Origin of the sequence: Micromonospora globbae, from assembly GCF_003610785.1 — a bacterium.
Lineage (GTDB): Bacteria > Actinomycetota > Actinomycetes > Mycobacteriales > Micromonosporaceae > Micromonospora > Micromonospora globbae.
The window spans coordinates 108,829-134,565 of record NZ_RAQQ01000007.1 but is presented as its reverse complement, the minus strand read 5'-3'; the positions used below and the strand labels follow the sequence as shown (position 1 = coordinate 134,565).

At 74.4% G+C, this 25,737-nt stretch carries 25 protein-coding genes and 2 pseudogenes; 22 read left to right on the top strand and 5 right to left on the bottom strand.

Annotation, left to right across the window (positions count from 1 at the left end; translation table 11 throughout):
- Nucleotides 1–45: 45 nt before the first annotated feature.
- From D7I43_RS11820 to D7I43_RS11725, 20 genes are all read left to right on the top strand, one after another.
- Complete coding sequence (locus tag D7I43_RS11820; RefSeq protein WP_120328505.1) at nucleotides 46–948, top strand: ABC transporter ATP-binding protein; 903 nt, start codon at nucleotides 46–48, stop codon at nucleotides 946–948.
- Nucleotides 938–1,759, top strand: a complete 822-nt coding sequence (locus D7I43_RS11815) for an ABC transporter permease (RefSeq protein WP_120328504.1) — start codon at nucleotides 938–940, stop codon at nucleotides 1,757–1,759. Before D7I43_RS11820 ends, D7I43_RS11815 begins: the two co-directional genes overlap by 11 nt.
- Nucleotides 1,760–1,763: 4 nt before the next feature.
- Nucleotides 1,764–2,984 (top strand): sensor histidine kinase, encoded by a 1,221-nt coding sequence (locus D7I43_RS11810; RefSeq protein ID WP_120328503.1) that lies wholly within the window; start codon nucleotides 1,764–1,766, stop codon nucleotides 2,982–2,984.
- A complete protein-coding gene (locus D7I43_RS11805; RefSeq protein WP_120328502.1) occupies nucleotides 2,981–3,637 on the top strand; it encodes a response regulator transcription factor in 657 nt (218 codons plus the stop codon). The genes D7I43_RS11810 and D7I43_RS11805 overlap by 4 nt, the downstream gene beginning before the upstream one ends.
- Nucleotides 3,634–4,167 (top strand): P-loop nucleotide/nucleoside kinase family protein, encoded by a 534-nt coding sequence (locus D7I43_RS11800; protein ID WP_120328501.1) that lies wholly within the window; start codon nucleotides 3,634–3,636, stop codon nucleotides 4,165–4,167. The genes D7I43_RS11805 and D7I43_RS11800 overlap by 4 nt, the downstream gene beginning before the upstream one ends.
- Before the next feature lie 274 nt (nucleotides 4,168–4,441).
- Nucleotides 4,442–5,986 carry a signal recognition particle protein gene (ffh, locus tag D7I43_RS11795; RefSeq protein ID WP_120328500.1) on the top strand — a complete coding sequence of 515 codons (1,545 nt, stop codon included), beginning with the start codon at nucleotides 4,442–4,444 and terminating at the stop codon, nucleotides 5,984–5,986.
- 69 nt (nucleotides 5,987–6,055) lie between these two features.
- Nucleotides 6,056–6,634, top strand: a complete 579-nt coding sequence (locus tag D7I43_RS11790) for a Uma2 family endonuclease (protein WP_120328499.1) — start codon at nucleotides 6,056–6,058, stop codon at nucleotides 6,632–6,634.
- An 18-nt stretch (nucleotides 6,635–6,652) separates the two neighbouring features.
- Nucleotides 6,653–7,732 (top strand): amidohydrolase family protein, encoded by a 1,080-nt coding sequence (locus tag D7I43_RS11785; RefSeq protein ID WP_120328498.1) that lies wholly within the window; start codon nucleotides 6,653–6,655, stop codon nucleotides 7,730–7,732.
- Between the two features lie 89 nt (nucleotides 7,733–7,821).
- Nucleotides 7,822–9,228 (top strand): proline--tRNA ligase, encoded by a 1,407-nt coding sequence (gene proS / locus D7I43_RS11780; RefSeq protein ID WP_120328497.1) that lies wholly within the window; start codon nucleotides 7,822–7,824, stop codon nucleotides 9,226–9,228.
- A gap of 76 nt (nucleotides 9,229–9,304) precedes the next feature.
- Nucleotides 9,305–9,952 carry a ribonuclease FAU-1 family protein gene (locus D7I43_RS11775; RefSeq protein ID WP_120328649.1) on the top strand — a complete coding sequence of 216 codons (648 nt, stop codon included), beginning with the start codon at nucleotides 9,305–9,307 and terminating at the stop codon, nucleotides 9,950–9,952.
- Nucleotides 9,953–10,287: 335 nt separating this feature from the next.
- On the top strand, nucleotides 10,288–10,734 hold the full coding sequence (gene rpsP / locus D7I43_RS11770) for a 30S ribosomal protein S16 (protein WP_120328496.1): 447 nt from the start codon (nucleotides 10,288–10,290) through the stop codon (nucleotides 10,732–10,734).
- Nucleotides 10,709–10,969 carry an RNA-binding protein gene (locus D7I43_RS11765; RefSeq protein ID WP_192902124.1) on the top strand — a complete coding sequence of 87 codons (261 nt, stop codon included), beginning with the start codon at nucleotides 10,709–10,711 and terminating at the stop codon, nucleotides 10,967–10,969. The genes rpsP and D7I43_RS11765 overlap by 26 nt, the downstream gene beginning before the upstream one ends.
- 2 nt (nucleotides 10,970–10,971) lie before the next feature.
- Nucleotides 10,972–11,526, top strand: coding sequence for a ribosome maturation factor RimM (rimM, locus tag D7I43_RS11760; protein ID WP_192902135.1), 555 nt, complete (start codon nucleotides 10,972–10,974; stop codon nucleotides 11,524–11,526).
- Between the two features lie 56 nt (nucleotides 11,527–11,582).
- Entirely contained in the window at nucleotides 11,583–12,356 is a 774-nt protein-coding gene (gene trmD, locus D7I43_RS11755; RefSeq protein WP_120328494.1) for a tRNA (guanosine(37)-N1)-methyltransferase TrmD, read from the top strand.
- 143 nt (nucleotides 12,357–12,499) lie between these two features.
- Nucleotides 12,500–12,856: a 50S ribosomal protein L19 gene (rplS, locus tag D7I43_RS11750; RefSeq protein WP_120328493.1), complete on the top strand. Its 357-nt coding sequence runs from the start codon at nucleotides 12,500–12,502 to the stop codon at nucleotides 12,854–12,856.
- Nucleotides 12,857–13,036: 180 nt separating this feature from the next.
- Entirely contained in the window at nucleotides 13,037–13,909 is an 873-nt protein-coding gene (lepB, locus tag D7I43_RS11745) for a signal peptidase I (RefSeq protein ID WP_120328492.1), read from the top strand.
- Nucleotides 13,910–13,919: 10 nt separating this feature from the next.
- Nucleotides 13,920–14,552 (top strand): signal peptidase I, encoded by a 633-nt coding sequence (gene lepB, locus D7I43_RS11740; protein WP_120328491.1) that lies wholly within the window; start codon nucleotides 13,920–13,922, stop codon nucleotides 14,550–14,552.
- Nucleotides 14,553–14,601: 49 nt separating this feature from the next.
- Nucleotides 14,602–15,087, top strand: a complete 486-nt coding sequence (locus D7I43_RS11735; RefSeq protein ID WP_120328490.1) for an NUDIX hydrolase — start codon at nucleotides 14,602–14,604, stop codon at nucleotides 15,085–15,087.
- Nucleotides 15,081–15,986: a ribonuclease HII gene (locus D7I43_RS11730; protein WP_120328489.1), complete on the top strand. Its 906-nt coding sequence runs from the start codon at nucleotides 15,081–15,083 to the stop codon at nucleotides 15,984–15,986. The genes D7I43_RS11735 and D7I43_RS11730 overlap by 7 nt, the downstream gene beginning before the upstream one ends.
- The gene (locus D7I43_RS11725) at nucleotides 15,983–16,306 is read left to right on the top strand and encodes a DUF2469 domain-containing protein (RefSeq protein WP_007075222.1); all 324 of its coding nucleotides are present in this window, start codon (nucleotides 15,983–15,985) and stop codon (nucleotides 16,304–16,306) included. The genes D7I43_RS11730 and D7I43_RS11725 overlap by 4 nt, the downstream gene beginning before the upstream one ends.
- Nucleotides 16,307–16,538: 232 nt before the next feature.
- On the opposite strand, the gene D7I43_RS11720 is transcribed toward D7I43_RS11725, so the two are convergent.
- Nucleotides 16,539–17,669 carry a sulfite oxidase gene (locus D7I43_RS11720; RefSeq protein WP_120328488.1) on the bottom strand — a complete coding sequence of 377 codons (1,131 nt, stop codon included), beginning with the start codon at nucleotides 17,667–17,669 and terminating at the stop codon, nucleotides 16,539–16,541.
- 216 nt (nucleotides 17,670–17,885) lie between these two features.
- Between D7I43_RS11720 and D7I43_RS11715 the strand changes: the two are divergent.
- A pseudogene (locus D7I43_RS11715) lies at nucleotides 17,886–18,560 on the top strand (murein hydrolase activator EnvC family protein); the annotation flags it as partial.
- 206 nt (nucleotides 18,561–18,766) lie between these two features.
- Here D7I43_RS11715 and D7I43_RS11710 read toward each other — a convergent pair.
- The gene (locus D7I43_RS11710; protein WP_120328487.1) at nucleotides 18,767–19,948 is read right to left on the bottom strand and encodes an aminotransferase class V-fold PLP-dependent enzyme; all 1,182 of its coding nucleotides are present in this window, start codon (nucleotides 19,946–19,948) and stop codon (nucleotides 18,767–18,769) included.
- A 44-nt stretch (nucleotides 19,949–19,992) separates the two neighbouring features.
- Nucleotides 19,993–21,021, bottom strand: a complete 1,029-nt coding sequence (locus D7I43_RS11705; protein WP_120328486.1) for a tyrosine recombinase XerC — start codon at nucleotides 21,019–21,021, stop codon at nucleotides 19,993–19,995.
- Between the two features lie 291 nt (nucleotides 21,022–21,312).
- On the opposite strand from D7I43_RS11705, the gene D7I43_RS11700 reads away from it, so the two are divergent.
- Nucleotides 21,313–22,740, top strand: a complete 1,428-nt coding sequence (locus D7I43_RS11700) for a M28 family peptidase (protein ID WP_120328485.1) — start codon at nucleotides 21,313–21,315, stop codon at nucleotides 22,738–22,740.
- A gap of 308 nt (nucleotides 22,741–23,048) precedes the next feature.
- Here the strand turns inward: D7I43_RS11700 and dprA are convergent.
- A pseudogene (dprA, locus tag D7I43_RS11695) lies at nucleotides 23,049–24,206 on the bottom strand (DNA-processing protein DprA); the annotation flags it as partial.
- Nucleotides 24,203–25,723: a YifB family Mg chelatase-like AAA ATPase gene (locus tag D7I43_RS11690; protein WP_120328483.1), complete on the bottom strand. Its 1,521-nt coding sequence runs from the start codon at nucleotides 25,721–25,723 to the stop codon at nucleotides 24,203–24,205. The gene D7I43_RS11690 and the pseudogene dprA, both read right to left, overlap by 4 nt.
- Between the last annotated feature and the right edge of the window lie 14 nt (nucleotides 25,724–25,737).

The window sequence follows — 25,737 nt, the reverse complement described above, 5'->3', positions numbered from 1 at the left end:
TTCCGGGGCGACGCCCACGGCCGGTCCCGGCGGCACGCTCGACGCATGAACCTGCCAGTGCAGACCGAAGGACTCACGAAACGGTACGGCGGACGGGCCGCCGTGCGGGACCTGGACCTCAGCGTGCGGGCCGGCGAGGTCTACGGCTTCCTCGGCCCCAACGGGGCCGGCAAGACGACCACGCTGCGGATGCTGCTCGGCCTCGTCCGCCCCACCGCCGGCACCGTCCGGCTGTTCGGCCGGCCGCCGGCCGCCGGGCGGCTCGCCGGAGTCGGCGCGCTGATCGAGGGACCAGCCTTCTACCCGTACCTGTCGGGACGGGAGAACCTGCGGGTGCTGGCGCGCTACGCCGGCACCCCCGCCGAGCGGGTGCCGCTCGTGCTCGACCTGGTCGACCTCGCCGACCGGGCCGGCGACCGGTACGCCGGCTACTCGCTCGGCATGAAGCAGCGGCTCGGAGTGGCCGCCGCCCTGCTCAAGGACCCCCGCCTGCTCATCCTCGACGAACCCACCAACGGGCTGGACCCCGCCGGCACCGCCGACATGCGGCGGCTGATCCGCCGGCTCGGCGCCGCCGGCTGCACCGTCCTCCTCTCCAGCCACCTGCTCGGCGAGGTGGAGCAGGTCTGCGACCGGGTCGGCGTGGTGTCCCAGGGCCGGCTCATCGCCGAGGGCAGCGTCGCGGAGCTGCGCGGCGCGGCCGGCCTGCGGATGCTCGCCGAGCCGCTGGACGACGCGGCCGAGCACGCCCGGGCCCTCGTCGGCGCGGAGCGCGTGCGGGTGGCGGACGGGGCGCTGGAGCTCGCCGTCGACCCGGACCGGGCGGCCTGGCTGAACACGGAACTCGTCCGGGCCGGGGTGGCGGTCCGGGAGCTGCGGCCCCGGGAACGCGACCTGGAGCAGGTGTTCTTCGATCTGATCGGGAAGGAGACGACCGATGTCCGGTAGCTTCCGCGCGGAGCTGGTCAAGTTGGTGCGGCGGCCGGCGGCCTGGCTGCTGCTGGGCGTCGCGCTCGTGCTCGCGCTCCTGTTCACGTACGTCTTCCCGTACGCCGGGTACGCGGCCGGCACGGCCGGCCCGAACACGGACCGGGCGCTGCCGATGCTGCTGCCCGACCAGTTGGTGGGCAACTCGCTCGGCGGCTTCCCGGTGTTCCTCGGATCGATCGTGCTGATCCTCGGCGTGCTCGTCGTCGGCGGCGAGTACGGCTGGGGCACCTGGAAGACCGTGCTGTCGCAGGGGCCGTCCCGGCTGGCCGTGTACGCCGGGAAGCTGCTGGCGCTGCTCGTGGCGGCGCTGGTCGTCGTCCTCGCCGTCTTCGGCGCGGGCGCCGTGGCGAGCGTCCTGATCGCCGCCACCGAGTCCCAGCCCGTGGCGTGGCCCTCGGTGCCGGACCTGGCCGTCGGGATCGGCGCCGGCTGGTTGATCGCGTCCATGTGGGCGGCCCTGGGCGCGCTGCTCGCCATCGCGCTGCGGGCCGTCGCCCTGCCCGTCGGACTGGGACTGGTGTGGATGCTCGCCGTGCAGAACCTGCTCACCGCCATCGCCGCCCCACTGCTGGACTGGGTGGCGCAGCTCCAGAAGGGCCTGCCCGGTCCGAACGCGGGCTCGCTGGCCGCCGCGCTCGGCGCGGCCTCGGACACGCCGGGGGTGGCGGCGACGGTCGGCGGTGGGCAGGCGGCGCTCGTGGTGGCCGCGTACCTGGTCGCGTTCGCCGTGGTGGGCGGGGCGTTGCTGCGCCGACGTGACATTCTCTGACGGCATGGAGACCCCGCAGCCGGCTGCGCCCGGCGGCACCCGGGCCGGGGCGGTGGCGGGCCGCCCCGGCCCGGACGGGACGCACGGCGCCGCACCGTGGGTGGTGCGGTGGCGCAGCCGCCTCCTCGACCCCGTGCTCGCCCTCCTGTTGCTGCTCCTGGGGCTGCTCGGCACCGGCCCGGCGAGCGAGAACCAGCCCGGCGCCGTGCCGCCCGACGGGGCCGCGTACGCCGCCGTGGCGGTGGCGGCGCTCGTCGTGGCGGTCCGCCGCCGCTGGCCCCGGGCCACACTCGCGGTGTCCGCCCTGGCGACGACCGCGTACCTGGTGCTCGGGCACGCGTACGGGCCGATCCTCGTGGCGTTCATCGTCGCCGTGTACACGGTCGCGGCGTACCTGCCGGTCCGGCCCGCCGCGCTCGCCGCCGGTCCGGCGCTGGCCGTGCTGCTCGTGCACGTGTTCTTCTCCGCGGGCGCCGCGCCGGGCCTGGTGGGGCTCGTGCCCGGCGCCGCGTGGGTGGTCGTCCCGTTCGCGGTGGGCGTCACCGTACGGCTCAACCGGGACGCCGCCGCCCGGAACCGGTCCGAGCAGGCCCGCCGGCTGGCCGACGAGGAACGGCTGCGGATCGCGCAGGAGGTGCACGACGTCGTCGGGCACGGTCTGGCCGCCATCCACATGCAGGCGGAGATCGCCCTGCACCTCATGCCGACCCAGCCGGAACGGGCGGAGAGCGCGCTGACGGCGATCAGCCGGACCAGCAAGGACGCCCTGGACGAGCTGCGGGTGACGCTCGCGGTGGTCCGTCGCGGCGACGACGGCGGCGAACGCTCGCCGGCGCCCGGGCTGGCCCAGGTGCCGGCGCTGCGCGACCGGCTGGCCGGCGCCGGGTTGCCGGTCACCGTCGAGATCAGCGGCGAGCCGCGCGCGCTGCCGGTCGCCGTGGACCTGGCCGGCTACCGCGTGGTGCAGGAGGCGCTGACCAACGTGCTGCGCCACGCCGGCCCGGCGACCGCCGCGGTGCGGATCCGCTACGCCCCCGCCGAGGTGGCCGTGGAGGTGACCGACACTGGGCGCGGCGGCGCCGGAGTCGGTCGCGGCGTGGGCGGCTCGGGGCTGGCCGGGATGCGGGAGCGGGTGACCGCGCTGGGCGGGTCGTTCGACGCCGGGCCCGCCGCCGACGGTGGTTTCCGGGTGTACGCGAGCCTGCCCGTGGAGGAGCGCTCATGATCAAGGTGCTGATAGCCGACGACCAGGACCTGGTCCGGATGGGCCTGCGCGCCCTCGTCGAGAGCGAGGCGGACCTGGCGCTCGCCGGCGAGGCCGCCGACGGGCTGGCCGCCGTGGAACTGGCCCGGCGGGAGCGCCCGGATGTCGTCCTCATGGACGTGCGGATGCCCGGCGTGGACGGTATCGAGGCGACCCGGCGGATCGTGGCCGACCCGGGGCTCGCGGACACCCGGGTGATCGTGCTGACCACCTTCGAGCTGGACGAGTACGTCTTCGACGCGCTCCGGCACGGGGCGAGCGGGTTCCTCACCAAGGACACCCGGCCGGCCGAGCTGCTCCGGGCGATCCGGCTGGTGGCCGAGGGGGAGGCGCTGCTGTCGCCCTCGGTGACCCGGCGGGTCGTCCGGGAGTTCGCCACCCGGCCGTCGCGGGCCCTCCGACCCCACCCCCGGCTCGACACGCTGACTGACCGGGAACGGGAGGTCGTCGGGCTGGTCGGCGAGGGGCTCAGCAACGCCGAGATCGCCGAGCGGCTCGTGGTCAGCCCGGCCACGGCGCGTACCCACGTGAGCCGGGCCATGGTGAAGCTCGCCGCGCGCGACCGCGCCCAGCTGGTGGTGTTCGCGTACCAGTCGGGGCTGGTCCAGTCGTGATCGTCTGGCTGAACGGCGCGTTCGGCGCCGGCAAGACCACCGTCGCCGCGGAGCTGTGCCGTGCGCTGGCCGGGGCCCGCAGGTTCGACCCCGAGTGGGTCGGCTTCGTGCTGCGGCGGATCCGCCCGGGGCTGACGGGGGACTACCAGGATCTGGCCGCCTGGCGGACCTGGACGGTACGTCTCGCCGGGCTCGCCGCACGGCATGCGCGCCCGTTGGTGGTCCCGATGACCGTGCTCCGCGCCGATTACCGGGCGGAGATCCTGGGCGGCCTGCGGAACCGGGGCATGTCGGTGCGGCAGGTGGTGTTGCGGGTGCCCGGGCCGGTGCTCCGCGCCCGAATCGATGGTGACCGCGTGGAGCGGGCCGCCCGGGCGTGGCGCCACCGGCACGTGGAGCGGGCGCTCGCGGAGCTGGGCGGGCTCGCCGACCGGGAAGCCGACACGATCGAGGTCGACAACCACGGGCGTACGCCCGACGAGGTGGCCGTGGAGATCGTCGCGCGACTCGCCCTGCCGACCCGATCGTAATCCCGGGGCCGGCGCCGGTGGGCCGTGCGCCGGCGCGACCCATGATCGCGCTCGAACCATGATGTGGGGGCCTCCGGGTGACCGGGATGCCACTGCGTCCAGGAAACAGCGCGATCCTGCCGGGCGGGGCCGGAGTGGCGTGGGTGGCGGCAGGGACGCGGGGGAGCGCTGGCGCGGAGCGCGGGCTGTCGGTGGCGGGCTACCCTAGCGGTGGCCGTGCTCCAGGGATCCGGCCGCACCATGCCCGCCGAAACACTGACAAACGGGATGTTCCGTGTTTGACACCTTGAGTGACCGCCTCTCCGGGATCTTCACCAAGCTCCGCGGCAAGGGCCGGCTCACCGACGCCGACATCGACGCCACGGCACGCGAGATCCGCCTCGCGCTGCTGGAGGCGGACGTCGCGCTGCCGGTGGTCAAGGGCTTCATCGCCAACGTCAAGGAGCGGGCCCGCGGCGCCGAGGTCTCGCAGGCGCTCAACCCGGCCCAGCAGATCATCAAGATCGTCAACGAGGAGCTGATCAACGTCCTCGGCGGCGAGGGGCGCCGGCTCCAGTTCGCCAAGCAGCCGCCGACCGTGATCATGCTGGCCGGCCTCCAGGGTTCCGGTAAGACGACCCTCGCCGGCAAGCTGGCCCGCTGGCTCAAGGCGCAGGGCCACCAGCCGATGCTGGTCGCCGCCGACCTCCAGCGCCCCAACGCCGTCGGGCAGCTCCAGGTGCTCGGTGGCCGGGCCGGCGTCGAGGTGTACGCCCCGGAGCCCGGCAACGGCGTGGGCGACCCGGTGCAGGTAGCGCGGGACTCGATCGAGTACGCCCGTCGGGCCGCCCGGGACATCGTGATCGTCGACACCGCCGGCCGGCTCGGTATCGACGCCGAGATGATGCAGCAGGCCGCCGACATCCGTGACGCGGTCAACCCCGACGAGGTCATCTTCGTCATCGACGCGATGGTCGGTCAGGACGCCGTCCGTACCGCCGAGGCGTTCCGCGACGGCGTCGGCATCACCGGCGTCGTCCTCTCCAAGCTCGACGGCGACGCCCGTGGTGGTGCGGCGCTCTCCGTCCGCGAGGTGACGGGCCAGCCGATCCTGTTCGCCTCCACGGGCGAGAAGCTGGAGGACTTCGACGTCTTCCACCCCGACCGGATGGCCAGCCGGATCCTCGGTATGGGCGACGTCCTCACTCTGATCGAGCAGGCCGAGGCGGCCTTCGACGCCGATCAGAAGGAGAAGATGACCGCCAAGCTGATGGGCGGCGAGACCTTCACCCTTGAGGACTTCCTCGACCAGCTCATCGCGGTCCGCCGGATGGGCCCGATCGCCAACGTGCTGGCCATGATGCCCGGCATGGGGCAGATGAAGGACCAGCTCGCCGAGCTGGACGACAAGCACTTCGACCGGGTCACCGCGATCATCCGGTCGATGACGCCCGCCGAGCGGGTCAACCCGAAGATCATCAACGGCTCCCGCCGCGCGCGGATCGCCAACGGCTCCGGCGTGACCGTGATGGACGTCAACCAGCTGCTCAACCGCTTCGCCGACGCGCAGAAGATGATGAAGCAGATGGGCGGCATGATGGGCCTGCCCGGCGGCCGGCGCAAGGCGACCAAGTCCCCGAAGAACAAGCGCAAGGGCACCAAGGGCGGCGGGCGTCCGCGTACCGGGGCGGGGATGCCCGGCGGGTTCCCGGGCGGTATGCCGCAGCTACCGGCCGGCATGGACCCGAACGACCTCGCCGGCCAGGGGCTCCCGCCCGGCTTCAAGCTTCCGAAGATCGACTTCAACAAGCTCGGCAAGGGGGACAAGGGCTCCCGCTGACGCGTGTCGGTGACGGTGGGCGACGCGGTCATCACCTAGGGTCGGATCGCCCCCGTGGAAGGAGATGTCATGACCGCGGCGCCGATCCTGCCCGAACGGCACGAGTGGACGGTCGACGACCTGGGCGAGCTGCCCCGGGACCTTCCGTACGAACTGATCAACGGAAGGTTGATCGTGCCGTCGCCGACCGCCGTGCACCAGGAGTTGTGCGTCGAGCTGCTGCTCGCGCTTCGCGTCAACTGCCCGTCCGAGTACCTCGTGAGCATCGACCTGTCGATGCGGGTCGACCGCCGCAACGAGCCGCGCCCCGACGTGGTGGCCATCCACCGCAGGCACGCCGACCGCTCTCCAGTCCCGGTCGAGGACGCGCTGCTGGCGGTCGAGGTCGTCTCGCCGACGTCGACCTTCCGCGACATGTACGACAAGGCGCGGGTCTACGCGCACGCCGGGGTCCGCTCGTACTGGGTGGTGGACCCGCTCCAGGAGCGAATCACGCTGACCGAGTACGCGCTCGGTGCGGACCGGCAGTACGAGCAGGTGGCCCACGCCGAGGACCTGTTCGTCACCGAGCGCCCGTGGAAGGTCTCGGTCGACCTGTCGGCGCTCACCACGCGGAGGAACGACCTGCTGGCGACCGGGGACGAGTGATCCGGTAGGACTGTGCACATGGCTCTGCATGTGCGCGGTGTGCTGCTCCCCGACGACGAGGTCCGCGATCTCTGGCTGGTCGGCGACCGGGTGACGTTCGAGCCGGTGCCCGGCGCCGAGACGGTGGTCGACGGCGGTTTCGTCCTCCCCGGCCTGACCGACGCCCACTGCCACATCGGCATCGCCCGGGGCGGCGCCCCGATCACGTCCCTCGACCAGGCCCGCGAGCTGGCCCGGGTGGAACGGGACGCCGGCGTGCTCGCCATCCGGGACGCGGGCTCCCCGTTCCCGTACCCCGAACTGGACGACGAGCCGGACCTGCCCCGGCTGGCCCGGGCCGGCCGGCACGTCGCGCCGCCGAAGCGCTACCTGCGCGACATCGGCGTGGAGGTCGGCGCCGCCGAGGTGACCGCCACGGTGGCCGCGCAGGCCGCCGCCGGCAACGGCTGGGTGAAGCTGGTCGGCGACTGGATCGACCGGGGCGTGGGCGACCTGGCCCCGGCCTGGGACGCGGACACGATGACCGCCGCCGTGCAGGCGGCGCACGCGGCGGGCGTACGCGCCGCCGTGCACACGTTCTCCGAGTCGGCCGTCGAGATCATGGTGCGTGCCGGGGTGGACTCGGTCGAGCACGGCACCGGGCTCAGCCTGGACCTGATCGACCTGATGGCCCGCCAGGGCACCGCGCTGGTCCCCACGATGATCAACATCCGGACGTTCGGCGGGATCGCCGACCAGGCGCGGGCCAAGTTCCCCGGGTACGCCGACCACATGCTCGCCCTGCGCGACCGCTTCCCGACCGTGGTGCGGTCGGCGTACGAGGCGGGCGTGCCGATCTACGTGGGCACGGACGCGGGCGGGGGCATCGACCACGGGCTGGCCGCCGAGGAGATGCTGCTGCTGCACGAGCAGGCCGGGATGAGCGCCGTGGACGTGCTCGCGGCGGCGTCGTGGCGGGCCCGGGAGTGGCTCGGCTTCCCCGGGCTCGTCGAGGGCGGGCTCGGCGACCTGGTCGTCTACCCGGAGGACCCGCGCGCCGACCTGCGCGTCGTCCGTACGCCGTCGCGCATCGTCCTGCGCGGCCGCGTCGTCCGCTGACCCACCCCGCCCCGGACCCGACGAAGGGGCGGGGTGAGGGGCGTGGCCGGTGGCGGGGGAGCGCCCGCGGGCGCATAGGATGTGCGGTCATGGCACGCGTGCTCACTCCCCGTGCGGAGGACTTCCCCCGCTGGTACCAGGACCTCATCGCCAAGGCGAAGCTGGCCGACAACGGCCCGGTCCGGGGGACCATGGTGATCCGACCGGCCGGCTACGCCATCTGGGAGCGGATGCAGGCCGAGATGGACGCGCGGATCAAGGCGGCCGGCGCGGAGAACGCGTACTTCCCGCTCTTCATCCCGGAGAACTACCTCAAGCGCGAGGCGGAGCACGTCGAGGGCTTCTCGCCGGAGCTGGCGGTGGTCACCCACGGCGGCGGCAAGCAGCTCGCCGAGCCGGTGGTGGTGCGCCCCACCAGCGAGACGGTGATCGGTGAGTTCATGGCCAAGTGGGTCGACTCCTACCGGGACCTGCCGCTGCTGCTCAACCAGTGGGCGAACGTGGTCCGCTGGGAGCTGCGCCCCCGGATCTTCCTGCGGACCAGCGAGTTCCTCTGGCAGGAGGGGCACACCGCGCACGCCACGCGGGAGGACGCCCGCGCCTACGCCCGGCGGATCCTGCACGAGGCGTACGAGGACCTGATGGTCAACGTGCTGGGCATCCCCGTGGTGGTGGGCCTGAAGACCGCCCGGGAGCGCTTCGCCGGCGCGATCGCCACCTACACCTGCGAAGGCATGATGGGCGACGGCAAGGCGTTGCAGATGGGCACCAGCCACGAGCTGGGGCAGAACTTCGCCAAGGCGTTCGACATCACCTACTCCTCGGCCGAGGGCGGCCGGGAGCACGCCTGGACCACCTCCTGGGGCACCTCGACCCGGATGCTCGGTGGCCTGATCATGTGCCACGGCGACGACAACGGCCTGCGGGTGCCGCCGAAGCTGGCGCCGGTGCAGGCGTACGTCATGGTCGTCAAGGACGGCGAGGGCGTCGGTGAGGCGGCGGCCAAGCTGCGTGACGCGCTGCGGGACGCGGGCGTCCGCGTGGCGCTGGACGACCGCACGGACACCCCGTTCGGCCGCCGGGCCGTCGACGCCGAGCTGCGCGGCTACCCGGTCCGGGTCGAGGTCGGCCCGCGCGACCTCGCGGCGGGGAACGCCGTGGTGGTCCGGCGTACGGACGGGTCGAAGAGCCCGACGGCGGTGGCCGACGTGGTGGGGGCGGTGCTCGCCGCGCTGGAGGAGGACCAGCGGGCGCTGCACGACCAGGCGCTGGCCTTCCGGGAGTCCCGCACGACCGACGTGAGCACGCTCGCGGAGGCCGTCGAGGCGGCGGCGACCGGATGGGCCCGGGTGCCGTGGTCGGCCGTGGGCGTCGAGGGCGAGGCCGAGGCGAACGGGCAGGGCGTGACCGTCCGCTGCCTGCTGCGCGCGGACGGCTCGGTGCCCGACTCGGAGGACGAGCCCGACCTGGTCGCGATCCTCGCCCGCTCCTACTGACCCCGAGGCACGCGAGGGCCCCTTCGCGGCGTGCGCGCCGGGAGGGGCCACCGTTCGACGAGCGATGGGTGGACCGGTGCGCTTCGAGACAGGACGGCTGATCCTGCACCGCAACGTGCGGCGTGGCCGGATCGGCTGGGTCCGGCCGGGCCGGGTCGTGAGCGACGACGAGCGCGGCCTGTTGATCTGGATCGCCCGGAACTCACCCGTGGCGTACGAGGTGACCGAGGCGGGGTTCGGCATGCGGGCCGTGCCGTTCACCGAGTGGATCACCTCGTCGTACGCGCTCGCGCTGGACCGCTGGAACGGGCCGCCGCTGCTGAAGTTCCTGCCCACCGGTGCGGCCCACTCCGTGTGGTGGTTCTCGGACGCGCGGGGCCGGTTCGCCAACTGGTACGTGAACCTGGAGGAACCGGGCGTCCGCTGGGACGACGGTGACGTGGCCGGGGTGGACATGGTCGACCAGGACCTGGACGTGGTGATCCGCCCCGACCGGACCTGGGAGTGGAAGGACGAGGACGAGTTCGCCGAGCGGCTGGCCCACCCCGACCACTACTGGGTGGCCGACGAGGCGGCGGTCCGCGCCGAGGGCAAGCGGGTGATCGCGCTCGCCGAGGCCGGCGAGTTCCCGTTCGACGGCACCTGGTGCGACTTCACACCGCCGCCGGACTGGACCGCCCCGGAGAGCCTGCCGGCCGGCTGGGACCGGCCGCCGGTGCGCTGAGAGCCGGGCAGGGGGTCCCGCGCCGCGCGCGTGGCCGGTGCCGCCGTCGCGGGCGCGGCGCCGGCATCAGCGCGCCGCCCCGGCGCCGGCGAGTGTGGTACGCCTCACCCTTCCGGCGACCTGTGCGGGGTTGTGCCGCCTCCGGTGTGAGAGATCCGTGCCGGATCTGGCAGAATGGGTCGCTGGTATCCGGCGCGCGCTCCGGCGCCCTCTACCCCGGGCGCGTCGCCAGTCCACCGAGCAGTCTCCGGCCCATCCCCACTGTGCCGGTCGGCGCTCACCCGTGCACACCGCCCCCAACGGGCCGGTGAGATCGCAACAGGAGCGAAACAACTGTGGCCGTAAAGATCCGGCTTCTGCGGATGGGCAAGATCCGCAACCCGCAGTACCGCATCGTCGTCGCCGACTCGCGCACCAAGCGCGACGGGCGGGCGATCGAGTTCGTCGGGATCTACCAGCCGAAGGAGGACCCTTCGGTGATCGAGGTCAAGTCGGACCGGGTCCAGTACTGGCTGTCCGTCGGCGCCCAGCCGAGTGAGGCGGTGCAGCGGCTGCTGGAGCTGACCGGTGACTGGCAGAAGTTCAAGGGCCTGCCGGCCCCGCCGCCGCTGAAGGTCGCCGCCGCGAAGGCGGACCGGACGGCGGCCTACGAGGCCGAGGCGAAGGCCGCGGCCGGGCTGACCGAGGCCGAGCCGAAGCCGGCGAAGAAGGCGGCCAAGGCCGCCGAGGCGCCGGCCCAGACCGAGGAGCAGGCCGGTGCGGACTCCGGCGAGCAGGGCTGACGTGGCACTGCGCCCCGCCCTGGAGCACCTCGTCAAGGGCATCGTCGACCACCCGGACGACGTACGGGTCCGGATGGTCGACTCCCGTCGGGGCAAGCGGCTCGAGGTCCGCGTGCACCCGGAGGACCTCGGCACGGTGATCGGGCGGTCCGGCCGGACCGCCAAGGCGCTGCGCCAGGTGATCGGCTCCATCGGTGGGCGCGGCGTACGCGTCGACATCGTCGACTCGTACTGATGCTGCTCATCGTCGGCAGGATCGGTAAGCCGCACGGCATCCGCGGTGAGGTCACCGTGGAGGTGCGGACCGACGAACCGGAAGCGCGGTTCGCCCCTGGTTCGGTGCTGCGCACCGAACCAGGGGCGGGCAACGCGCCCGCACCCGCGCCCGGCCCCGGCGTGCCGTTCCACGTGCCCGCCGAGCTGACCGTCGAGTCGGCGCGGTGGCACCAGGGCCGGCTGCTCGTCGCGTTCGAGGGTGTACTCGACCGCGACGTCGCGGAGGCGTTGCGCGGCACCCTCGTCGGCGTGGAGAGCTCCGACATCGCGCCGCCGGAGGATCCGGAGGAGTTCCACGACCACCAGCTCGTCGGGCTGGACGTGGTGACCCCGGCCGGCGACCGGCTGGGCGAGGTGGCCCGGATCGACCACGCACCGGCCTCGGACCTGCTGGTGCTGCGCCGCCCCGAGGGGAAGACGGCGCTGATCCCGTTCGTCAAGGCGATCGTCCCCGAGGTCGACCTGGCCGGCGGGCGCGTGGTCGTCGACCCGCCCGGTGGTCTGCTCGACCTGTAGGGCGCTTCCGCCGCGCCGGCCCGGCCGCGCCACCACCCGGATGGAGCCTCCCCGTCATGCGCGTCGACATCGTGTCGATCTTCCCGGAGTACTTCGCCCCGCTGGAGCTGTCGCTCATCGGCCGGGCCCGGGCGACCGGCACGCTCCAGTTGGCCGTACACGATCTGCGGACCTGGACCCACGACGTGCACCGCACGGTCGACGACACCCCCTACGGCGGCGGGCCGGGCATGGTGATGCGGCCGGAGCCGTGGGGCGAGGCGCTGGACGCCCTCGTGCCGCCGGAGGCCACGCCGCCGCGGCTCGTGGTGCCCACGCCGGCGGGCACGCCGTTCACGCAGGCCATGGCGTACGAGCTGGCGGCCGAGGAGCACCTGCTCTTCGCGTGCGGCCGCTACGAGGGCATCGACCAGCGGGTGCTCGACCACGCCGCGACCCGGATGCCGGTCACCGAGGTCTCCCTCGGTGACTACGTCCTCTTCGGCGGCGAGGTGGCCGTTCTGGTGATCATGGAGGCGGTCACCCGGCTGCTGCCCGGGGTGCTGGGCAACGCCGGCTCGCTGGACGAGGAGTCGCACGCCCACGGCCTCCTGGAGGCGCCGGTCTACACGAAGCCGCCGAGCTGGCGGGGACACGACGTGCCGGAGGTGCTCCGCTCGGGCGACCACGGGCGGATCGCCCGCTGGCGGCGGGAGGAGGGGTTGGTGCGTACGGCCGTGCGCCGCCCGGACCTGCTCGCCGCGCTCGACCCGGAACGCCTGGACAAACGGGACCGGGCCGCGTTGGAGCGGGCCGGATTTCAGGTGCCACCGGGGGATGTGGCAAAGTAGAGGGGTTGCCGCAGTCGGCCGCGCCGCGGGCGGCTGCGAGGATCCTCGACCGGGGTCGGCTCCACCGATCGCCACCCGGGGATCAGAATCACCCATTCGCGCACCGACTGACGGTGCGCCGTGAGCCTCACGAGGACGCAGCGATGAACATCCTGGACGCCCTTGACGCCCAGTCGAAGCGGGTCGACATCCCCGACTTCCGTGCCGGTGACACCGTGAAGGTGCACGCGCGGGTCGTCGAGGGCAACCGGTCCCGTGTGCAGATCTTCCAGGGCGTGGTCATCCGCCGCCAGGGTGACGGGCTGCGCGAGACCTTCTCGGTTCGCAAGATCAGCTTCGGCGTCGGCGTGGAGCGGACCTACCCGGTGAACAGCCCGGCCATCGACCGCATCGAGGTCGTGACCCGCGGTGACGTCCGGCGGGCCAAGCTCTACTACCTCCGCGAGCTGCGGGGCAAGAAGGCCAAGATCAAGGAGAAGCGCGAGAAGCAGCCGAGCTGACGCTCCGCCCGCCACGCCTGGCTGCACCTGTGCCGCACCGGTCCCACCGCACTACCCTGGTCGGCGCGGGCGCAGCGAGGGCATCGTCCCGCGACACCGCGGGAAGTCGTCCACTGCCGCCCGTGGGGCCTCGTCGAGGCTCCCGGGCGGTGGTGTCGTTTCTGCGGATCGAGGAGTGGCGTGGCGCAGTCGATTGACGAGGACGGCACCGTCGATCCGTGGCGCCGGCGGGTCCGGCGGCCCCGGCGCCAGATGCCGCTCTGGCAGGAGTTGCCGCTGCTGCTGGTGGTCGCGTTCTGCCTCGCGGTGCTGATCCGCACGTTCCTGCTCCAGGCGTTCTTCATCCCCTCCGGCTCGATGGAGGACACCCTCCTCGTCGGCGACCGGGTGCTCGTGAACAAGGTCGTCTACGACGTACGCGACTCGGAGCGCGGCGAGGTCGTCGTGTTCCGGGGCACCGACCGGTGGGCGCCGCAGGTCGGCGAGGAGCCGCGGCTCAGCGCGCTCGACAGGCTGGGCCGCACCATCGGCGACCTGGTCGGGGTGAGCCGCCCCGGCGAGAAGGACTTCATCAAGCGGGTCATCGGCGTGCCCGGGGACCGGGTGAAGTGCTGCGACGCGCAGGGCCGGGTCACCGTCAACGGCACGCCGCTGGACGAGACGTACGTCCTCCAGGACTCCCCGCTGGACATCCCACCGAACCCGAAGGAGTGCCGGTCGCGGCGCTTCGACGAGGTGGTCGTCCCGCCGGGTCAGATCTTCGTGATGGGCGACCACCGGCTGGTCTCCCAGGACGCCCGGTGCCAGGGGCCGGTGCCCATCGACAACGTCGTGGGCCGTGCCTTCCTCGTGGTCTGGCCGTCCTCCCGGTGGAGTGCGCTGTCCGTCCCGGACACGTTCGAGGACGTGGCCGCGCCGCCCGCCGCGGCGCCGGCCGAGCCGGCCCCCGTCCGGCCGACCCCGGAGGGCGGCGTGTTCCTGATCCTCCCTCTCGCGGCGGCGCTGCGTCGTACTCGCGGGTTCCGGACGGTGACGTCGAGCCGGGCAACGTAGGCTCCTTGGCGTGATTGACGAGCAGACCGACAAGCCGCGCAGTTCCTTCTGGAAGGAGCTGCCGATCCTGCTGGGTGTGGCGATCCTGGTCGCGGTGCTGGTCCGCGCCTTCGTCCTGCAGACCTTCTTCATCCCCTCTCCGTCCATGGAGAACACCCTCAAGATCGACGATCGGGTGCTGGTCAACAAGCTGGTCTACGACTTCCGGTCGCCGCACCGCGGCGAGGTCGTCGTCTTCAAGGCGCCGGTCGAGTGGAGCGGCCGGGAGGGCGAGGACTTCATCAAGCGGGTCATCGGCGTCGGCGGTGACCACGTGGTCTGCTGTGACGCCGAGGACCGCCTCGTGATCAACGGCCAGCCGCTGGACGAGCCGTACATCTTCTCGGCCGACGGCCAGCGGGACAAGCCGGCCGACCAGCCGTTCGACATCACGGTGCCGGAGGGCCGCCTCTGGGTGATGGGCGACCACCGCTCGGCCTCGGGCGACTCGTTGGAGCACTGGCAGCAGTCCGGGCAGGACATCGAGGCGGCCACCATCGCCGAGGACGAGGTCGTCGGGCGTGCCTTCACCGTCTTCTGGCCGGTGGGCCGGGCCAAGTGGCTGAGCGTGCCGAAGGAGTACGACAGCATCCCGAACCCGTGACGGCCGGGCGGCCGTGGGCGATCGGCCACGGGTCTGGCAGGCTGGGGCGGTGACCGTCTACACCCCTCGACGCGCCGCACGTGTGCTGCTGGTCGACGCGGACGGCCGGGTGCTGCTCTTCGCCGGGTTCGACCCGGCGCGCCCCGAGCACCGGTACTGGTTCACCCCCGGTGGCGGGCTCGACGCGGGCGAGTCGCCGGCCGCGGCGGCGGCACGGGAACTGGCCGAGGAGACCGGGCTGCGGCTGACCCCCGCCGAGCTGGGCGAGCCGGTGTGGCGGGAGACGGTCGAGTACCCGTTCGACGGGGTGTGGTACCGCCAGGAGCAGGAGTTCTTCCTGGTGCGTGTGCCGTCGTGGGAGGTGGACACCACGGGTTTCAACGACATCGAGCAGGCCAGCGTCACCGGCCACCGCTGGTGGTCGGCCGCCGAGCTGGTGTCGAGCGGCGAGCGCTACTACCCCGGCGACCTTCCGGCGCTCCTGTCCCGGGTCCTCGCCGGCGCGGACGGCCCGGCGGGTGGTGTGCCGTGCTGACCCCGCCCCGCACCATCGTGCGCCGCGAGGCCGGCCTCTACGCCCTCGAACGGGCGTTGCAGCGGCGCGGCTTCCGGTACGTGGCCGGGGCCGACGAGGCGGGTCGGGGCGCGTGCGCCGGGCCGCTGGTCGCCGCCGCGGCGATCCTGCCCGAGGGGCGCCGCGGGGAGATCGACGGGCTGGCCGACTCGAAGCTGCTCACCCCGGCCAGCCGGGAGCGCGTCTACGACGAGGTGGTCGCCCGGGCGCTCGCGTACGCCGTCGTGGTCATCCCGGCGGAGGAGGTCGACGCCCGCGGGCTGCACGTGTGCAACCTCGCCGCGATGCGCCGGGCGCTGGCCTCGCTCACGACCCGGCCCGAGTACGTCCTGACCGACGGCTTCGGCGTGGACGGCCTCGACGTGCCCGGTCTGGCGGTCTGGAAGGGGGACCGGGTGGCGGCCTGCGTCGCGGCGGCCAGCGTGCTGGCCAAGGTCACCCGGGACCGGATCATGGTGGAACTGGACGAGACCTACCCGGCGTACGGCTTCGCGGAGCACAAGGGCTACATCACGCCGGAGCACACCGCGGCGCTGCGGGAGCACGGCCCCTGCCGCGAGCACCGCTTCTCGTACGTGAACGTGGCGACCGTCTCCGGCCGGGACGGCAGCCCGCCGCGGGCCCGGCGTCCCGCGCCGGTGGTCGGGCACGCGGCTGCCGCCGACCTCCCGGATGCGCTCTTCTCCGACATCCGGGACATGCCGTCCGGGGACGTCGCGGGGGCGTCGGAGGAGGGTCCGGACGAGCCGATGGAGCGCTTCTGGGCGCCAGGGAGTACCGTCGGCGTGGCGTTGGGCGAGCGGCCTCGACCGCCGGCGCCGGTGGGGGAAGATGTGGTCATGGAAGGCGGAGAGCGATGAGCGCGGAAGATCTCGAGAAGTACGAGACCGAGATGGAGCTGCAGCTCTACCGGGAGTACCGCGACATTGTCCGCCAGTTCTCCTACGTGGTGGAGACCGAGCGACGGTTCTACCTGGCCAACCAGGTCGACCTGCACGTGCGCAACTCCGACGGCGAGGTCTACTTCGAGGTCGAGATGCACGACGCCTGGGTGTGGGACATGTACCGTCCTGCCCGGTTCGTCAAGAACGTCCGGGTGATGACCTTCAAGGACGTGAACGTCGAGGAGCTGGAGAAGCCGGACATCTCGCTGCCGGCCGACTCGGGCTTCGGGGGCTGACCGGCCCGCCCCACCGGGCCGCGCCGGAATCCCCCACCTCGCCGGCCGCGCCCCCGCACCGACCCCCGCGTCACCGATCATGAAATCTTCGCGTGCACCGTTGTCGTGGTGCACGCCCGTCCCGGCGCGTCGCGTCGTGGCGTCTGTGCGTCGCCGGCCCGCCGGGCGGCGGGCCGGCGTGGTTCCCGCCGGTCCGGCGCGCCCGCGTCGTGGCGCGCCGGATGGCGACGGGTCACTCCGCGACGACCGTCACCTCGACCCGCTGGACCAGGTTGTTGGCGAAGCCGCCCCGGTTCCAGGGCTGCTCCAGCGGCTGGGTGCGCCCCGACGCGTCGGTGGCGCGGGCGCCGAGAACGTAGCGGCCCGGCCGCGGTGACCATTCGTAGCGCCAGCGCCGCCAGGCGAAGTCGCCGCCCGTCGGTTCGTCCAGGATGGCCGGTGCCCAGGTGGAGCCGCCGTCGGTGGTGACCTCGACCGCCACCACCGGGGCGTGCCCCGACCAGGCGCGACCGTCCAGAGTGCACGGACCCGGGCGCAGCACGCGGGCGCGGGACATGAAGTCCGGGAAACCGGGCGGGCGGACCAGGGCCCGCGGCTCGATCCGGGTCACCGGCACGCCCGGGTCGTCGGCGTCCTGCCGAAGCCGGTACGCCACCGCGTTCTGGTAACCCTCGAACGGCTCGGTGAGCACGGTGACCGACCGCAGCCACTTGACGTGGGCCATCCCGTACCAACCGGGCACGATGAGCCGCAGCGGGGCCCCGTGCTGCGGCAGCAGGGGAGCGCCGTTCATCTCGTACGCCAGCAGCACCTCCTCGCGCAGCGCGTCCGCGACCGGGAGCGCCCGCTGGTAGTCCTGCTCGACACCGCGCTCGACGCCGTGGTCGGCGCCGGTGAACACCACGTCGACCGCGTCCGCCGCGATGCCCGCCTCCCGCAGCAGGGGCGCGAGCGGTGTGCCCGTCCACTCGGCGTTCCCGACCGCCTCGACCAGCCACGGCTGGCTCACCGGGCGCGGGTGCAGCAGTGCCCGACCGTTGCCGGCGCATTCCAACGTGACCCGCCGGGTGACCCGGGGACGGTCGCGGAGGTCGGCCAGGCTCAGCGTCAGCGGGCGGGCCACGGCGCCGTCGACGACGAGGGCGTGCGTGGCCGGGTCCAGGTCCGGGATGTCGTAGTGGATCAGCAGGTAGTGCAGCCCGGCCGGGGTGACGTCGTAGCGCAGCGCCTCCAGCGGGATGCCGTGGTTGCGGGCCGCGAGTTGCAACTCCTCGGTGCTGATCCCCTCGTCGGGCCCGGCGAGCCGGGAGGGCCCGCTGACCTCGCTCATGCTCCGAGGCGTCGTGTCGTCCACCGTCGTCATGATCTCCCCGTCCCCACGGCGGTGCGGCCGCCGTGCCCGGCCCCAGCTTAGGGCCGTCTGCCCGGGGCGGGGCAGGGCGGACTCGACGTCAGCGGGGGAGACGCGGCCCGCGGGACGTGCTTAGCAGATCGTCCGTGCGAACGGGGGCCGTCCACAGGGCGGTCCGTTGTCCACAGGGGACGGCGTGGCCCGACCTCGCCGGGCAGGCTGCCTGTCATGCGACCTCCGTCGTCGGCCCCTCCGGCCGTGCTCCGGCGTACCCGTCCGTCCCGTCGGGCCGTTCCGGCGCGACGGTTGGCGGTTCCGCTCGGCCTGGCCCTGCTGTTGGCCGCACCGCCGGTGCCGCTCGCCGCGTCCGCGGCCCCGGGCTGGGATTCTGTGGCCCCAGGCTGGGCTTCCGCGGCCCCGGGCTGGGGTTCTGTGGCGACGGGCTCGGGGGCTGTGACTTCGTCGTGGGTGGCAGCCGAGCCGGGGGAGAGGGCTCGGTTCCGATGGCCTCTCGACGGGTCGTCCCAGGTGGTGCGTCGCTTCGATCCGCCGGCCCAGCCGTGGCTACGCGGGCACCGGGGCGTCGACCTGGCCGCCCCGCCCGGCGCCACCGTGCGGGCCGCGGGCTCCGGCACCGTGTTCTTCGCGGGCACGGTGGCCGGGCGGCCGGTGGTCACCGTCGCGCACGGCGGTGGGCTGCGGACCACGTACGAGCCGGTGCAGCCCACCGTCGCCGCCGGCGAGCCGGTCGCGGCCGGGACGCCGGTGGGCGTCCTGCGGGCCGGCCACCCGGGCTGCCTGGCAGCGGCCTGCCTGCACTGGGGCCTGAAGCGCGGCGAGGAGTACCTCGACCCGCTGGCGTTGCTCGGTCTCGGCCCGGTCCGCCTGCTACCCGTCGACGGGCACCGGTCCGCCCCCGCTGCGCCGCCCGGTTTTCGCCCCGCTCGACGGCGAGGCGTTCCCGCCCGTCGCGCCCGACGTGGCCGAGGCGCGATCGGGCCGCCGGCCGGCGTCGGACGAGCAGCGGGCAGCCCCGGGCCTGGTCAACAGGGGGCAGCCGCGGCCCGAGCCGGCGTCGGGGAGCGGCGGGGCAGCCGCGCCCGGCCTGGTCAGCGTTGGGCGAGCAGCGGGGGCAGCCGCACGGCCAGGCGTTCGTACTCCTCGGGCGCGTTGTACACCTGCCCGCAGAGGCGCAGCCAACCCCGGCCGTTCCACGACATAACGGCCACCTCCGTGGCGATCCGCTCCGCGATCCGCTGCTGGAGGGCCCGCGCCCCCTCGACGGTGGTGGCCAGACCCGGTGCCAGGGGGATGATCCGCATGGCGACCTCGGGTCCGCCGGGGTCCGGCAGGTGGGTCGGCGCCACCCCGAGGGCGTCGCCGACCACCCGTTGGCCGTACGCCGCCAACCCGGCGTTGTGCGCCCGTACCCGGTCGGCGCCGAGACTGCGGAGGGTGAACAGGCCGGCCGGCGCGGCCAGCCACGAGGTGTAGTCGAGGGTGGCCTGCCATTCGAGGCGGGCCGGGTAACCGGACTCCTGCTCCCAGGACACCACCAGCGGCTCGATGCGTTCCCGCCACTGCGGGGCCACGACCAGCACGGCGGTGCCGCGCGGCGCGTACGCCCACTTGTGCAGGTTGCCCACCCAGAAGTCGGCACCGACGCCCGCGACGGTGGCCGACAGCATCCCGGGTACGTGCGCCGCGTCCACCAGGACCGGCACGCCCTGCTCACGGGCCGTCGCGGCGATGGCGGCCACGGGGAAGAGCCGCGCGGTGGCCGACGTGATCTGGTCGACGACGAGCAGCCGCGTCCGACCGGGGCGCAGAGCCTCCCGGACGGCCTCGACGACCTGCTCGTCCGTGGCCTCCAGCGGGATCGGCAGCACTCGGCTCTCCGCCCCGGTGCGCCGGCACTCCCGCTGGATGGAGAGGCCGACCGCGCCGTACCCGTGGTCGGTGCTCAGGATCTCGTCACCGGGGCGCAGCCCCAGCGACTGGAGCACCACGGCGACGCCGGTGGTGGTGTTGCCGACCAGCGCGGCGCCGTCCGGGTCCGCGCCCAGGAAGGTGGCAAGGTGCCGGCGGGTGTGCGCGATCCGGTCGACCAGTCCCTGCGTGAAGAAGCGCAGCGGATTGGACTCCATCTCGTCGCGCAGCCGCTGCTGGGCCCGCTGCACGGTGATCGGCACCGCGCCGAACGAGCCGTGGTTGAGGTGGCTCACCGCCGGATCCAGCGAGAAGAGCAGGCGGGCACCCGGGATCGGCTCCGGTGGCTGCGGGACGCTCACCCGGTGATCGTAACCGTCGGTGGATCATGATCGGTCGGTTCCGGTCAGGCCCGCGGGTGCGCCTGGCGGTACGCGGCGCGCAGCCGCTCCACGGACACGTGGGTGTAGATCTGGGTGCTGGCGAGCGAGGAGTGGCCGAGCAGTTCCTGCACGGCGCGCAGGTCCGCGCCCCCCTCCAGCAGGTGCGTGGCGGCCGAGTGGCGCAGCCCGTGCGGGCTGGTCCGGGGCAGGCCGGCCGCGTCCGCGTACCCGCCGACGATCCGGCGGGCCGTCGTCGGGTTGAGCCGCCCGCCGCGGGCGCCGAGGAGCAGGGCGTCACCGGAGCGCGGGGTGGCCAGCACGGGGCGGCCGTGGCGCATCCAGTCGTCCAGAGCGCGCTGCGCCGGCACACCGTACGGGACGGTCCGCTCCCGCCCCCCCTTGCCGAACACCCGGACCACGCGGCGCGCCGGGTCGACGTCGGCGAGGTCGAGCCCGCACGCCTCGCTGACCCGTACCCCGGTGCCGTAGAGCAGTTCCAGCAGCGCCCGGTCCCGGAGGAGCACGGCGTCGGGGTCGGCCGCGGTGCCGGGCTGGTCGCCCTCGTCCGTACGCGCCGCGCCGGCGGGGTGGCCGGTGGTCTCCGGCGTACCGGAGGCGGGGCGGATCGGCGCCTCGACCAGGGCGGCCGCCTGGTCGGCGCGGAGTACGCCGGGCAGTTCCCGGGGTGCCCGCGGGCTGGCCAGGGTGGCGCCCACGTCGGTCGGCAGCAGCCCTCGCCGGTGCGCCCAGGCACTGAAGACCCGGGCCGACGCCGCGCGCCGGGCCAGCGAGCTGCGTGCCGCGCCGGCGGTCCGCAGCCGTGCCAGCCAGCTGCGGAGCACGGCCAGGTCCACGTCGGCGACCTCGGCGCAGCCGGCCCGGGCGGCGTGGTCGAGGAGGGAGACCACGTCCGTGACGTACGCGCGGACCGTGTGCGCCGAGCGGTTGCGCACCCGGGCCAGGTGGTCGGCGAACTCGTCCACCGCGTCGCGCAGTGCGGGTGGCAGCGCCTGGTGGACGGCCCGGGTGCCGCCGTCGCTCCGGCGCGTCACCGCCGCACCGCCTCGGGACGCGGGACGCGTGAGGCCGGCCTGGACCCGGTGTCCGCTGGCATGCCGCGAGCCTAGGCCGCCACGCCGGCACGGCGCACCCGGCGCGCTCGGTACGCGGCACGCCGGGACGGGCGGTGTGGGCCGTCCGTCCTGGTCAGGCGGCTGCTCGGCGGGCGGACGACCGCCCGAACGGATCTTGGAGGACCACCCGGGGGCGGATACGGTCACAGGACTTGTGAGCCTGCTCACCCCTTACCGGTCGGCGGGCTCCACAGCGGATCAGGAGGACCCATGACCAACGGCGGCCAACCCGCTACCCAGTCGAACAACCCGGTCGGCTCCACAGTGAACCGACGGCGGATGCTGACCATCGCTCTCGGTGGCGCCGCCACCGTAGCCCTTCCCGCTCCGGCTTGGGCGACCGACGACCAGCGCCCCGGCGCGTACCGTCCGCCGGCGCTCACCCCCGACGACCGCACGGTCATCGCGCAGGTCTCGGCCGAGCGGGCGCTGTCGCACCTGCGCGCCCTCAGCGAGGGCATCGGGCCGCGCATCGGCGGAACGGCCTCGGAGCGCCGCGCCGCCGACTACATCGCCAAGGAGCTGGACCACCTGCGGTACGACGTCCGGCTGGAACCCTTCACCGTGGCGGACAAGTTCCTCGCCCAGCTCGCCTCGCCGGCCGGACTGCCCACCGACCTCAACTGGCAGGCCGGCGCCTCCCCGCACGCCGCGCTCGACACCACGGTGAGCGGTGACGTGGTGGACGTGGGCGCGGGCGCACCGGAGAACTACCCGGGCGACGTGACCGGCCGCGTCGTGCTGGTCGACTACGTGGCGGCGCGGCGCGAGCAACTGGTGGCCACCGCCGTGGCCCGTGGCGCGGCCGCCGTCGTGTTCCTCGCCGCCGACGGCGTACCGCCCCGGCGGACCTCGGCGTTCTCGCCCACCCTGCCGGGGTCGGCCAGCTCGCCGGTGCCGATCCCGGTGGTCGGGGTCGCGCAGGCGCAGAAGGAACGGCTGCGTGAGCAGCTGGCCGCCGGTCGGTTCACCCTCGCCGTCTCCACCTCCGCGCACCGGGGTCTGACCTCGCACAACGTCATCGCCGAGCGGGTGGGGCGTTCCGGCCCGGGCGGGCCGGTGGTGATGGTCAGCGCCCACTACGACACGGTCATCGGCGCACCCGGGGCGAACGACGACGGCTCCGGCACCGTGCTCTGCCTCGAACTGGCCCGCGTGCTCAAGGCCATCCCGGTCGACGCCACCCTGCGGTTCGCCCTCTGGGGCTCGGAGGAGCAGGGGCTCGTCGGCTCCCGCTACCACGTCCGGCAGCTGCCGCAGGAGGAGCGGGACCGGTTCCTCGCGGTGTACCAGAACGACATGGTGGCCACCAGCTGGGACCCGGCGACCCGCTACTGGCTGCTCTCGTTCACCGGGCAGGCCAACCGGGCCACCGACGAGGTGGCGGCCGCCGCCGCCCGCCTCGGCTACGACCCGCGGATCTCGCCGGTGACGCAGCGCGGCTCCAGCGACCACCAGGCCTTCCAGGAGGTCGGCATCGCCAGCGCCAACTTCTCCTGGCGCGGCGAGGAGACGCCCGCGCTGCTCGAACCGCCCTACCACACCCCGGAGGACACGATCGCCAGGAACATCAGCCTCGAGCGCCTCCAGGTGTCGCTCGAGCTGATCGGGTGCGCCGCGTACGCGACCGCCCGCTGACGTCCGCCCGTGGTGCTGGAGCTGGCACCACGGACATGACGGAGCCGGCGCCGGCACCGGGTTCGCCCCGGGCCGGCGCCCGGCGTCGTCGGGGCGGCTCACCGTCACGTCGGCGTGTCCCCGCCGGCGGTTGACCGTCACGTCGGCGTGCCCTCGCCCGCCGCGCCGGGGGCGCTCGTGTCGGCCGCGGCGGGGCCGCCCGCCGCGGGCGGGGCGGGGGCGCTCGTGTCGGCCGCGGCGGGGCCGCCCGCCGCGGGCGGGGCGGGGGCGCTCGTGTCGGCCGCGGCGGGGGCGCTCGTGTCGGGCGGTGCGAGGGCGTAGCCGTCGTCGCGACGTACCACCAGGGTCAGTTCCTCCAGCATGGACAGTTTGCGCAGGGCGGTCCGGAGGGTCACGCCGGCCCGGGCGGCCAGCCGCTCGACGCCCACCGCGCCCCGGCGGGGCATCGCCTCCAGCACCTGCGTCGCCTCGTCGTCGAGCCGGTCACGCGGCCGTTCGGGTCCTCGGGCGGGCGGCGCCAGGTCGTACCCGATCCGACCCACCTCCTCCAGCACGTGCGCCACCCCGGTCACGAGGCGCGCCTTCGGGTACTCCCGCAGCAGTTCGTGGGTGCCGACCGACATGGCCGACGTCACCGGACCCGGCACCGCCATGGCCGGCCGGCCGATCGCCAGGGCGCGGCGTGCGGTCTGGGTAGCGCCGCTGCGGGCCGACGCCTCCACCACGACCGTCCCGGCCGTGCCGGCGGCGATGACCCGGTTGCGGATGAGGAACCGCGGTCGCAACGGGTCGGCGCCGGGCGGCCACTCGCTGACCAGCAGCCCCGTGTCGGCGATCCGCTCGAAGAGAGCGGCGTTCCCCATCGGGTACGGCCGGTCGACACCGCAGGCCAGGACGGCGACCGTCAGCCCGCCCGCGTTGAGCGCGCCCCGGTGCGCGGCGGCGTCGATGCCGAACGCGCCGCCGGAGACGATCGTCCAACCCCGGTCGGCCAGGCCGTAGCCGATCTCGGTGGCGACGTGCGTCCCGTACCCGGTGGCGGCCCGCGCGCCGACCACGGCGACCGAGCGGTCCAGCGCCTCGGCCAGCGGCCACGAGCCCCGTACCCAGAAGCAGAGCGGCGGCGCCGTCTCGACGTCCACCTTCCGGTACGCGTCGGTGAGCCGCATCCGCCCGAGGTCGGCCAGCTGTGCCGGCCACTCCTCGTCCTCGGGCGTGACCAGCCGCGCGCCGAGCCGCTCGGTACGCGCCACCGCCTCGGCCGCGACGGCCCGCGCGTCACCGGCGGCCGCCCGGGCGGCGACCGCCGACCGCAGCTTCTCGTCCGGCGCCCCGCCGTCGAGCAGCAGGTCCAGTGCCGCCACCGGGCCGAGCCGGGCCACCAGCCGGTGCACCGACCGGGTCCCCGGCTCGGTGAGCCAGGTCAGCGCGACCCGGGCCAGCGTCCGCTCCTCGATGGTGCTCATGTCGCGTCCCCCGTCCGCAGTTGGATGGCCTCGCGCACGTCGTCGCGGTCCGGTCGCTCCCGGCCGTCCAGGTCGGCGATGGTCCAGGCCAGGCGGATCACCCGGTCGAACCCCCGGGCCGAGAGCGACCCCGAGTCGAGCCGGCCCCGCAGCTCCGCCGTGTCCCGGGCAGGCAGCCGCCAGGGCGACCGACGCAGGTGCGGCCCGGGGACCTCGGCGTTGAGCCGGTGCCCGAGGCCCGCCCAGCGCTCCGCGGCCGCCCCGCGGGCCGCCGCCACGCGACGCGCCACCACCGCCGACGGCTCCCGGCCCCCGTCGGCGGCCATCAGCTCGGCGGCCCGCACCGGCGGGAGCCGGACCTGCACGTCGATCCGGTCCAGCAGCGGCCCGGACAGCCGACCGAGGTAGCGCCGCCGGGCCACCGGGCTGCACTCGCAGTACGCGTCACCGGCCGGCTTCGCACACGGGCAGGGGTTGGCGGCGAGCACGAGCTGCGTACGGGCCGGGTACTCGGTGCCGCCCTGGCTGCGGGCGAGCTGGACGCGGCCGTGCTCGAGCGGCTGGCGCAGGGCCTCCAGCGCGCCCTTGCTGAACTCCGGCGCCTCGTCGAGGAAGAGCACCCCGCGGTGCGCCAGCGACACGGCCCCGGGGCGGGCCAGCCCGGAACCCCCTCCGACGAGGGACGGCACGGTCGCGGTGTGGTGCGGCGCCTGGAACGGCGGGCGGCGCAGCAGCCGCCCGCCCGGCGGCAGCAGGCCGGCGATGGAGTGCAGCGCCGTGACCTCGAGCGCCGCGTCGTCGTCCAGCCCCGGCAGGATCGACGGGAGGCGCTCGGCCAGCATCGTCTTGCCCGCGCCGGGCGGCCCGAGCAGCGCCAGGTGGTGCCCGCCGGCGGCCGCGACCTCCAGGGCGCGCCGGCCGAGTTCCTGCCCGGCCACGTCGGCCAGGTCGGGACCCGCGCCGGGCGGCGCCGGCGCGACCGTCGGCGGGTCGATCAGCGGAGCGCCCTCGCGGACGAAGGTCACCAGCCGGTGCAGCGTGTCGACCGCGCGGACGCACATCCCGGGGATCACCGCCGCCTCGGCGGCGTTCGCCACGGGGACGATCACGCGCTGGATGCCGGCCCGGGCCGCCGCGGCGACCATGGGCAGCACCCCGCGCACCGGCCGGACCGTCCCGTCCAGCCCGAGTTCCCCGAGGACCACCACCTTCTCCAGCGGCAGCAGCGGAAGCTCGCCCGACCCGCCGAGCAACGCCGCGGCGATGGCCAGGTCGAACGCCGACCCGAACTTCGGCAGCGTCGCGGGCAGGAGGTTCAACGTGATCCGGCGGTTGGGCCAGCGCTGGCCCGAGTTGACCACCGCGGCGCGCACCCGGTCCCGTGCCTCCTGCAGCGCCGTGTCCGGCAGGCCGGAGATCACCACCGCCGGCAGGCCGGCGGCCAGGTCGGCCTCCACCTCGACGAGGTGGCCGGTCACCCCCACGAGCCCGACGCAGAGCACCTTGGCGTAGCTCACCGGGCACCACCCGC